Source organism: Bartonella sp. MM73XJBT.G, assembly GCF_028618435.1.
GTDB lineage: Bacteria > Pseudomonadota > Alphaproteobacteria > Rhizobiales > Rhizobiaceae > Bartonella.
This window is the reverse complement of record NZ_JAQISW010000003.1, coordinates 179,118-187,816: the sequence shown is the minus strand read 5'-3', so window position 1 is coordinate 187,816 and position 8,699 is coordinate 179,118. Positions and strand designations below refer to the sequence as shown.

12 protein-coding genes and 1 pseudogene are annotated in these 8,699 nt (G+C 39.8%); 9 read left to right on the top strand and 4 right to left on the bottom strand.

The window, feature by feature from the left end; translation table 11 throughout:
• Both PVV59_RS03270 and PVV59_RS03265 read left to right on the top strand, forming a co-directional pair.
• Positions 1–547, top strand: a 547-nt coding sequence (locus tag PVV59_RS03270) for a hypothetical protein (RefSeq protein WP_273754516.1), incomplete at its 5' end; no start/stop codon positions are given.
• Between the two features lie 176 nt (positions 548–723).
• Positions 724–1,050 (top strand): hypothetical protein, encoded by a 327-nt coding sequence (locus tag PVV59_RS03265; RefSeq protein WP_273754514.1) that lies wholly within the window; start codon positions 724–726, stop codon positions 1,048–1,050.
• Between the two features lie 34 nt (positions 1,051–1,084).
• Here the strand turns inward: PVV59_RS03265 and PVV59_RS03260 are convergent, their stop codons facing one another.
• Together PVV59_RS03260 and PVV59_RS03255 are read right to left on the bottom strand one after the other, a co-directional pair.
• The gene (locus tag PVV59_RS03260; RefSeq protein WP_273719272.1) at positions 1,085–1,384 is read right to left on the bottom strand and encodes a HigA family addiction module antitoxin; all 300 of its coding nucleotides are present in this window, start codon (positions 1,382–1,384) and stop codon (positions 1,085–1,087) included.
• Positions 1,385–1,400: 16 nt separating this feature from the next.
• A complete protein-coding gene (locus PVV59_RS03255; protein WP_273719271.1) occupies positions 1,401–1,682 on the bottom strand; it encodes a type II toxin-antitoxin system RelE/ParE family toxin in 282 nt (93 codons plus the stop codon).
• A gap of 190 nt (positions 1,683–1,872) precedes the next feature.
• Here PVV59_RS03255 and ssb point away from each other — a divergent pair, with 190 nt between their 5' ends.
• From ssb to PVV59_RS03235, 4 genes are all read left to right on the top strand, one after another.
• Positions 1,873–2,316, top strand: a complete 444-nt coding sequence (gene ssb / locus PVV59_RS03250) for a single-stranded DNA-binding protein (protein ID WP_273754512.1) — start codon at positions 1,873–1,875, stop codon at positions 2,314–2,316.
• A 49-nt stretch (positions 2,317–2,365) separates the two neighbouring features.
• Complete coding sequence (locus tag PVV59_RS03245) at positions 2,366–2,860, top strand: hypothetical protein (protein ID WP_273754511.1); 495 nt, start codon at positions 2,366–2,368, stop codon at positions 2,858–2,860.
• Between the two features lie 94 nt (positions 2,861–2,954).
• On the top strand, positions 2,955–3,212 hold the full coding sequence (locus PVV59_RS03240; protein ID WP_273754509.1) for an AbrB/MazE/SpoVT family DNA-binding domain-containing protein: 258 nt from the start codon (positions 2,955–2,957) through the stop codon (positions 3,210–3,212).
• On the top strand, positions 3,212–3,544 hold the full coding sequence (locus PVV59_RS03235; RefSeq protein WP_273754532.1) for a type II toxin-antitoxin system PemK/MazF family toxin: 333 nt from the start codon (positions 3,212–3,214) through the stop codon (positions 3,542–3,544). The genes PVV59_RS03240 and PVV59_RS03235 overlap by 1 nt, the downstream gene beginning before the upstream one ends.
• A gap of 16 nt (positions 3,545–3,560) precedes the next feature.
• On the opposite strand, the gene PVV59_RS03230 is transcribed toward PVV59_RS03235, so the two are convergent.
• Both PVV59_RS03230 and PVV59_RS03225 read right to left on the bottom strand, forming a co-directional pair.
• Positions 3,561–4,265, bottom strand: coding sequence for a hypothetical protein (locus tag PVV59_RS03230; protein ID WP_273754507.1), 705 nt, complete (start codon positions 4,263–4,265; stop codon positions 3,561–3,563).
• 68 nt (positions 4,266–4,333) lie between these two features.
• Positions 4,334–4,732, bottom strand: coding sequence for a hypothetical protein (locus PVV59_RS03225; RefSeq protein WP_273722095.1), 399 nt, complete (start codon positions 4,730–4,732; stop codon positions 4,334–4,336).
• A gap of 296 nt (positions 4,733–5,028) precedes the next feature.
• Here PVV59_RS03225 and PVV59_RS03220 point away from each other — a divergent pair.
• The 3 genes and pseudogenes from PVV59_RS03220 (at position 5,029) to PVV59_RS03210 (ending at position 8,689) form a co-directional block, all read left to right on the top strand.
• A pseudogene (locus PVV59_RS03220) lies at positions 5,029–5,344 on the top strand (hypothetical protein).
• Positions 5,325–6,650 (top strand): PBSX family phage terminase large subunit, encoded by a 1,326-nt coding sequence (locus PVV59_RS03215; RefSeq protein WP_273754506.1) that lies wholly within the window; start codon positions 5,325–5,327, stop codon positions 6,648–6,650. The pseudogene PVV59_RS03220 and the gene PVV59_RS03215 overlap by 20 nt, the downstream one beginning before the upstream one ends.
• Positions 6,635–8,689: a portal protein gene (locus PVV59_RS03210; protein WP_273754504.1), complete on the top strand. Its 2,055-nt coding sequence runs from the start codon at positions 6,635–6,637 to the stop codon at positions 8,687–8,689. The genes PVV59_RS03215 and PVV59_RS03210 overlap by 16 nt, the downstream gene beginning before the upstream one ends.
• Positions 8,690–8,699 lie beyond the last annotated feature (10 nt).

Genomic DNA, 8,699 nt, shown 5'->3' with positions numbered 1-8,699 from the left:
CTCTCATCTGGAGAAGATTATGGAAATGATCAGTCCGGGGTATCCATTGACGCTGAAAGCTGGGAATACATTGACGAAACAGGAGGAAGCGCAAACCTTAGATGCTTGCAATCGTCTACAAGCGTTGCTCTCTGTGAAAGCTTCAGTTAAACAAATTGAGCAAGCTTCTTTCCTACTCTCAAGCATGAGAGTCCCTGCGAATACAGACGCTAAAGCCGTCGTTTTATCCTATGGCATGATGCTGGACCGCATTTCGTCATATGCTCTGAAAAAGGGCGTTGAAGATATCGTAACTGGTCAAGCAATTGGGATATCAAAAACATTTATGCCAACTTGTGGAGAGCTTTTAACTTATTGTCAGACACTAGAAAATACCCTTCTTGCAAAAGCCGAAAGTGTACGTAGAGCAATTGAAAACACACGTGTGAAAGCACTCAAAGAAAAAACAGCGAAAGAGCATTTTAAACCACTAACGCTTGTTCACAAGCAAGAGCTTGAAGAAACTTTAAATGGTCTTGGGAGAACAGTGAAAAACATTGCAAGTTAGCAAAATAGTGAAAAGTGCTGATCGTTTTGGGAATAGATATTCTTTTAAATCGACAAAAAGGTACCTTGCAAAGCGATTTAAAGATTTTATGATGAAAGTAACATCTGTAATATAAAACGCTCTGTACAGTCAAATTTGAGTCAAATAACCCTATTGGCAAATTTAAGGATTAAGACATGCAAATTTTACAACATCTCTTCTTAACACAACGTAAACAGCCCATGCAAAAAAAGTTTGTGGCAACAGCTGTTGGTTATGTACCATGGGGAGATGGAGCAGCAGAGTATTTTTACAACCTCTACGAATATGAAGATGGCAGGAGAGAGTGTGAAAAATTTGATGGCGGTCAGTATTACACCATACCAAAGAATGCGGATTTCAGTACCAAGGCACAAGTAAAAGCATGGGTTTATGGTGGCAACTTACCTAAAAGCGTTCTCAATTACGAACCGCTCATTGATGAGATCAACAAGAAAATCAAAAAATTATCAAAAGCCATTTGATGTATTTTAAGCGAAAAATCGGTCAAGCCAAGTCTTAATTGCTAAGGAGGCTTACTTGCTCTAAAGACGAAATATCCGGTATGGGATTATTATGCCGTGCTTGCCACAGATCATGTTTTTGTTGTAATTTAAGCCAAAATTCCGCATCATTTAAACCAGCCTTTTCTAAGCGTAAAGCAAGGTTAATACTGATTGCAGCATGACAGTTTAAAACACGTGATAAAGTTAAACGTGCAACACCAAGATGATTTGCAGCCTCTGTTACTGTTAAGCCTAATTCATCAAGCAATTCTTCTTTCAAAATACCACCAGGGTGTGGGGGATTGTACATCATGATAACACCTCAAAAATTAATGGTAGTCTTGATAATCAACAAGTTCAACATCTGTTCCGATAAAGCGAAAAGTAACACGCCAATTTGCATTAACACGCATTGACCAATAGCCTTTTAAATCGCCTGTAAGCTCATGGAGACGATAGGATCTAATCGTCATTTGTTCAGGAGCAGATATCGTATCTAAAATTACCAAAATGTTAGCTAGTTTTTTAGCATGTGCAGGTTGTATTCCTTTACAAATTCCTTTTTCGAAAAATAACTTCAACCCTTTATGCTTAAAACTAACGATTGCCATAATATTACCCTTTGCTACTTGATACGATACACCATACACTTATGTCAATCGATTATTTATTAATTTGTTATGTGAAACATAATGTTATATGTTAATAAAAAATAATATCCTTTTGAAATATTTGAAAAAATAAACAAATTATGATAGGATTTTACGTATATAAAATGCAAATCAAATGGAACTCACAAACATGTTGAATAAAGTGATTTTAATTGGCTATTTAGGGGATGACCCCGAAAGCAAAACAATGAATTCTGGTGCTGAAATAGTCAATTTTCGGTTGGCTACTTCTGAGAGCTATACAGATAAAAATACCCATCAAAAAGTAGAGAAAACAGAATGGCATTCCGTGGTGGTTTTTAATCCACATTTGGCAAAAATTGCGCTTCAATATTTACATAAAGGTTCAAAAGTTTATGTAGAAGGCAAATTACAAACCCGTAAATGGCAAGATAAAAATGGTATTGACCGCTTCACAACAGAGATTGTCTTGCCACAATATAAAGGTGAATTGCAGTTGCTTGATGCAAAAAAAGAGCAATCCACTCCTTCATCTGTCACTTCTCAAAGTTATGCTATCGCTTCAGGTGCTCAAGATTATAGCGCATCTCTTAATGACAGCATACCATTTTGATTTAAATAGCAAAAAGAAAAAATGTGAGTTTCCATAGATGAGGGGATGTATGAGAAAGAAAGATGCCTACATTTCACAAGTGAAAGTACGTCAAGATCCTGTTAATCAATTGGCAATTGAAATGCGTGCAAAGCGCTTCTGCTTGACCATAGAAGAGGCTAAAAATCCGCTTGCTGGGACTTATATTGGGCGGTTATGTTTACAAGGGGTGCTTACTCAAGATCAGTATGATGCTGCGCAAAAATATCTTGAAGTGAAAAATGACTATTCGTGTGCAAAAGGTTTGCCAAGCGCTGTTTATGATGAAATGCCATCATCTTCTGATGAGACAGCAAGAGAAAAATGGGTTGAATTTGCAACAGAACAGTTTTCTAATATGCAAGAGGCGATAAAAGAAACACAACATCTCTATAGACAGTATAACCCTCTTGCTGCTTTACAATATCTTGTTGTAGAAGATCAAACATTGCCACATCTTGTGAATTCTTTGCGAATTGCTCTGAATGCTCTCCAGAAATATTTTGACAGAAAAACTAAATGGTAAATGTTTTACGAGTATTTTTATAAAAGCATCAAAAGCTCTTGAAATAGTTTTTAAGATGTTATATTATTATATAATATTTCAGAGAGGGTGTTTTATGCATACAACAAAATTACGTAAAGTTGGAGGGTCAGTGATGCTTTCTATACCACCTGCCTTGCTTGATGTTCTACATCTTACTGAAAACACACAAGTAGGTTTGGCTGTTGATAATGGACAATTGATTGTGAAGCCACAAACATTTCCAAGTTACACTCTTGATGAATTATTAGCCCAATGTAATCCTTCAGATGATTTTGCGGATGAGGATATAGAGTGGTTTGATGCTCAACCTGTTGGTAGAGAGCTCTTGTGATGAAGCGGGGCGAAATTTGGCTTGTGTCTCTTGATCCATCTTCGGGTTATGAACAAAAAGGAACGCGTCCTGTACTGATTGTATCACCGGAAGCGTTTAATCGTGTAACGAAAACACCCATTGTCTTACCTATTACAAGCGGAGGAAATTTTGCTAGAACAGCAGGTTTTGCTGTCTCATTAATGGGAGTAGGATTGCATACAACAGGCGTGATACGTTGTGACCAGCCACGTGCTATTGATATTGGAGCGCGTCAGGGTAAGAAAATGGAAACAGTTCCCTCCATGATTATGAACGAAGTGCTCGCCAAGTTATCAACATTTCTTACATAATTGCTTCAGGTATTTATTATAATGTTTCAAAGGCAGTAGATTGCTCTTCTGAGAATTCGGCTATAAATACTGCGTGAGAAAAGCTATATAATATATATACGAATAGTTCAAAGAATGCGATATAGAATACAATACCCATAGAGAGGTTTTCGCGAAACTGAATCCAGAGAAGCATTGTCTGTAATAAAAATGAAACAGGTAGCGACTGCATTCTATACTGGATTGGTGCCATACAGACTGTAAGAGGAAGAGTAAGCATTAAAATAATTGTCCCTAACAAATAAGGGGCAAAAGAGCGGGGGAAAAACGTAGCAATGATGTACCCTGTAGAAAACAGAATTATGAAGGTAACTACTGCTGCGAAGTAGGAGAGCCCCACTAGGCGCAAGAGTAGAAATAAGCCGCGTTTAGCAAAACGAAAGTAATAATTTATTGTTTTTTCTCCGTTTTTTTTCTTAATCGCTTTATGTTCTCTAAATCTTTCTCGTTTTTCAATTAGTTCGTTCCATTTGCTTTTATCCTTTGTAAAAGCGTAATCGATAGTTTCTAACGTTGGCAGTATTATTGTTAATAGTATTTTTCCTACTAAATTTAGGAACTCTTTTAGAGTTTCAAGTATGCCCTCTAGAAATAATCCAATGCCGTAAATTACTAATATAATAATATCAATTAATATTGGGATTATTAAGATAAGGATTACAATTCCTATAATAAACCACATTTTCTCCCCTTTTTTATTAATTATTAGTCATAGTATTGAACCTTTAATTGATTTTTTCTCAACCAGATTTATTCTGTTTCTCCATTATCATTATCTGTTTCTGTTGTTGCCAAAGCTTTTATTATTATCTTGGATAATTCCTCATTAATTATTTCCTCTTCAACCGCTTGAAGTTCATTAATTCTTTGATCCTTCCAATTAGACGTTATCTGATAATTTTCAATTAAGCGATCATGTTCAAAATTTGCTATTATTCCTAGGTAATTTCTCCAAGCAAACAACAAAATTGCTACTACTAATAAAGAGTTTCTTGAAAATTCAAGATACCAAAGCACCCCGAGTACTATGACTAATAAAAGAGTACCTTGAAATTCTGTATTCCGACCATTCTCTGCTTCTTCCCACATGTCAGAGACTATAGCCCATAGTATGAGTATACCCACTATTACTATGACAATATCACGCATTGTTCTCCCCCGCTTTTTATTAGTTTCTAGTCATATAATTGATTCGTTGAGATGACACAATTGTGAGTGGTTGGTTGTTAAAGACACTAGATTTAGGTGAAAAAATAAAAAATATACAATATCGTGATTTTTTTGTTGACATGGCGTGAATAATGGTGTTTTATAATGGCGCTGTACTGGTCGAATTGCGTCCAAAATTACAGTAAAGGTATAGCCTTTCTTATAAGTTTATATGATTGTTCAGAGCCCTGCTTTTGCGGGGTTTTTTATTGTTTTGTTTACAAAAAGAAACACACATGAAAACCACTGAAAAACTTGCAAAAAGAACGCCCCCAAAGGCAGGTCAAGGGCGGGTAAAAGGCGTGCCAAATAAAACGACACGTATTTTGAAAGAAGCAGTGCTTAAGGCAGCAGAGCGCGCTGGTAAGAAATATGGTGATGATGGTTTGATCTCTTATCTCGAAAAACAGGCAATCAAATGCCCCGCTGCTTATTTGGCATTGTTGGGGAAGATTTTGCCTTTGCAAGTGACAGGAGAAGATGGGGGAGCGATTAAGATGATAACGCGTGTAGAAATCGCGCCTTTGAGTGAATGACGACACGACAGATTAATATTGTTCCAAAGCTTATACCGATTTTTTCAGGGGATGCTTTGGTCAGAGCGGCTTGGGGTGGACGAGGGTCTGGAAAGACAAGGTCCTTTGCTTTGATGGCTGCTTTAAAGGGCTATCAATTTGGTATGGGAGGGATATCGGGGACTATCCTTTGTGCACGTCAGTTTCAAAATTCGCTAGCAGAAAGTTCATTGGAGGAGATTAAACGCGCCATTGAAGCGCATGACTTTTTAAAGGACTATTATAAAGTTGGAGAGGCTTCGATTAAGTCAAATGATGGTCGTATAGCTTTTCAGTTTTGTGGACTAGACCGTAATATCGCCAGTATTAAATCGATGGGGCGCATTTTGCTGTGTTGGGTTGATGAGGCAGAGCCAGTCACAGAAACGGCTTGGCAGACGCTTATACCAACATTGCGTGAAGAAGGAGAGGGATGGCGGGCAGAGTTATGGGTGACATGGAATCCGTTACGAGATAATGCACCGGTTGAGAAGCGCTTTCGCTTTTCAGATAATGAAGCCATTAAGCGTGTTGAGATCAATTGGTCCGATAATCCGAAGTTTCCTAAGATCTTGAATGAAACGCGGCTTGATGATTTGAGATACCGCCCCGAGACCTATAAGCATATCTGGGAGGGGGCTTATCTTACAGCGGTTCAAGGCGCTTACTTTCAAAAAGAGATGTTGGCAGCCGAGCAGGAGGGGCGGATAGGGCGTGTTGCTCGTGACCCCTTGATGCAAATACGTGCTTTTTGGGACATTGGGGGAACAGGAGCCAAGGCAGATGCAACAGCGATATGGATAGCACAGTTTGTGGGGCGAGAAATAAGAGTGCTTAATTATTACGAAGCACAGGGACAGCCTTTATCGGAGCATATCGGTTGGTTGCGTCAAAATGGTTATGAGAAGGCACTGATGGTTCTCCCCCATGATGGTGCAACCAGAGATCGTGTGCACAATGTGAGTTTTGAGAGTGCCTTGAATGATGCGGGTTTTGAAACGCAGGTCATTCCTAATCAAGGAGCAGGTGCTGTTAAGATGCGTATAGAGGCGGTGCGGCGTATTTTACCGTCTGTTTGGTTCAATGAAGAGATGACGGTAGCAGGGCGCAAAGCACTGAATTGGTATCACGAGAAATGGGATGAGAAGCGGGGGATTGGTTTGGGGGCAGAGCATGATTGGTCGAGCCATGGGGCAGATGCCTTTGGTTTAATGTGCATTGTTTATGAAGCACCAAGCATTAAACCGCAACAAGAACGTTATCGCACTATGGAAAGAGAAGCGGCATCATGGATGGCATTCTAAGTCATAACTCTAAACAAACGACAGATTTTGATGAATATGAACTCTATAGGCGCTTAAAATCTTGGTATGTTGAAGATATTGAACACGTTAATGAATGGCGTGAACAGGCGCGTGAAGATTTTGATTTTTATAATGGTCGCCAATGGGCGGAAGAAGATCTTGCGGTTTTGAAGACACAACGCCGTCCTGTCATGACTTTTAACCGCATTGCACCCCTTGTGAATGCAATTGTTGGGGCAGAGCGTAATAATAAGCGCGAAGTACAGTTTCAACCACGGCAAGTAGGAGCAGCAATACCCAATGAATTGCTTACTGGAGCAGCAGAATGGTTTCGTGATGAGGCGGAGGCGGAATATGCCGATTCCGATGCTTTTCAGGATATGGTTATTTGCGGTATGGGCTGGACAGATACACGGCTTGATTATGAAACAAATCCTGAAGGAACCCCCGCTGTTCAACGTTTAGATCCCTTAAAAATGGTTTGGGATGCCAATGCTGTAAGACCAAATCTCATTGACGCACAGCGTCTGTGGTATGTTGATCGTAAACCCATTGAAGATGCAAAAAATCTTTTTCCTGATGTGGCAGTTGAAGATCTTCATGCCGATTGGGCAATTGATAGTACAACCGCTTGTGAGGAGTATCATGTATCACTTGATGCCTATCATGAGGATTCCAATACTGCTTCATCATCAGAGTCACTTTCTGGAAAACGGTATGTGACACTTGTGGAATGCCGTTGGTTTGAATACGAAGCTTATTTCAAGGCGCCTGATCTTCAAACGGGACAGATGCGTAGTTATAGCAAACAGGAGTTTGAACAGCTTCAAAGGGTAATGCCACAACTAAAAGGGGTGTGTTTTAATAAAAAAGTGGTGAGACGCGCTTTTCTAGGACGACGTCTTTTAGCAAAGCCCGATAAGCCATTAGCACCTGATGGACAACTTGGGTGGGAGTGTATCACGGGCACGCTGGATAAGCTTAAAAACCAGTTTTACGGGATTGTTCGCCCCGCAAAAGATCCACAAAAATGGTCGAATAAATATTTTAGCCAAGTGATGTATATCCTTAATAGCCAGTCTAAGGGCGGCTTGATGGCAGAACGAGGCGCTTTCGATGATGATCGCCAAGCGTTAGAAAGCTGGGCGCGAACGGATACGATTACTTGGGTTAAAAATGGCGCGCTTACAGGAGGGAAAATTCAACCAAAGCCAAGTGCACAATTTCCCAATGGATTTTTCCAGCTGTTTAATGAATCGCGTGAAGCGATAACGCATGTAACAGGGTTATCGGCTGAGTTTATCGGCACAAGAGAGGTTAATCAAGCCAATGTGCTGGAAAATACACGCCGGCAATCAACGCTTAATTTGCTTGCGGGGCTGTTTGATAATCTTAAGCTTTATCGGTGCAGACAGGGAAAGATTATCCTTTATCTTATTCAAAATTATCTTTCTGATGGGCGTTTGGTGCGTATTTCTGGACCAGAAAATGCGCAGTATGTACCCTTAACACGTGAAGCTGTCACAACGCTTGAATACGACATTATTGTTGATGATTCACCGACAAGCCCCAATGAAAAAGAGAAAACTTTTGCGGCAATTACGCAGATGTTGCCTTTGCTTGGTGGGTTCTTAACACCGGAGATGATTCCAGATCTTTTAAAGCTTTCCCCACTACCGGCAACATTGGTAGCAAATTTAACGGCAAAGGCGCAGCAAGCACAACAAGAACAACAGCAACAGCAGATGATGCAACAAAGCCAAGGGGCGCAATTAACGCCAGAGCAACAAGCAAAGATTGCTGTTTTACAGCAGGAAGCGCAAGCAAAGAACACACTCTATCAACTTGATGCACAGCAGAAACAAGCGGCATTGCAGCAGAAAAATATCGAACTTTTTTTAAAACAAGAACAAGCGCGGATGCAGCTTGAGTTGCAACAGGCAAAAAATGAGATAGCGCAGCGTGATTTAGAACGCAAAGCTTTACAGGCACAGTTGGAACACTATCGAGTTTTGACAAAAAATATAATAGCACATTGAAGGGACAGAA

Coding starts and splice junctions, on each gene's coding strand:
- PVV59_RS03265 (WP_273754514.1), top strand. CDS start 724: ATGCAAATTTTACAACATCTCTTCTTAACACAACGTAAACAGCCCATG.
- PVV59_RS03245 (WP_273754511.1), top strand. CDS start 2,366: ATGAGAAAGAAAGATGCCTACATTTCACAAGTGAAAGTACGTCAAGAT.
- PVV59_RS03235 (WP_273754532.1), top strand. CDS start 3,212: ATGAAGCGGGGCGAAATTTGGCTTGTGTCTCTTGATCCATCTTCGGGT.
- PVV59_RS03255 (WP_273719271.1), bottom strand. CDS start 1,682: ATGGCAATCGTTAGTTTTAAGCATAAAGGGTTGAAGTTATTTTTCGAA.
- PVV59_RS03260 (WP_273719272.1), bottom strand. CDS start 1,384: ATGATGTACAATCCCCCACACCCTGGTGGTATTTTGAAAGAAGAATTG.
- PVV59_RS03225 (WP_273722095.1), bottom strand. CDS start 4,732: ATGCGTGATATTGTCATAGTAATAGTGGGTATACTCATACTATGGGCT.
- PVV59_RS03210 (WP_273754504.1), top strand. CDS start 6,635: ATGGATGGCATTCTAAGTCATAACTCTAAACAAACGACAGATTTTGAT.
- PVV59_RS03240 (WP_273754509.1), top strand. CDS start 2,955: ATGCATACAACAAAATTACGTAAAGTTGGAGGGTCAGTGATGCTTTCT.
- PVV59_RS03215 (WP_273754506.1), top strand. CDS start 5,325: ATGACGACACGACAGATTAATATTGTTCCAAAGCTTATACCGATTTTT.
- ssb (WP_273754512.1), top strand. CDS start 1,873: ATGTTGAATAAAGTGATTTTAATTGGCTATTTAGGGGATGACCCCGAA.
- PVV59_RS03230 (WP_273754507.1), bottom strand. CDS start 4,265: ATGTGGTTTATTATAGGAATTGTAATCCTTATCTTAATAATCCCAATA.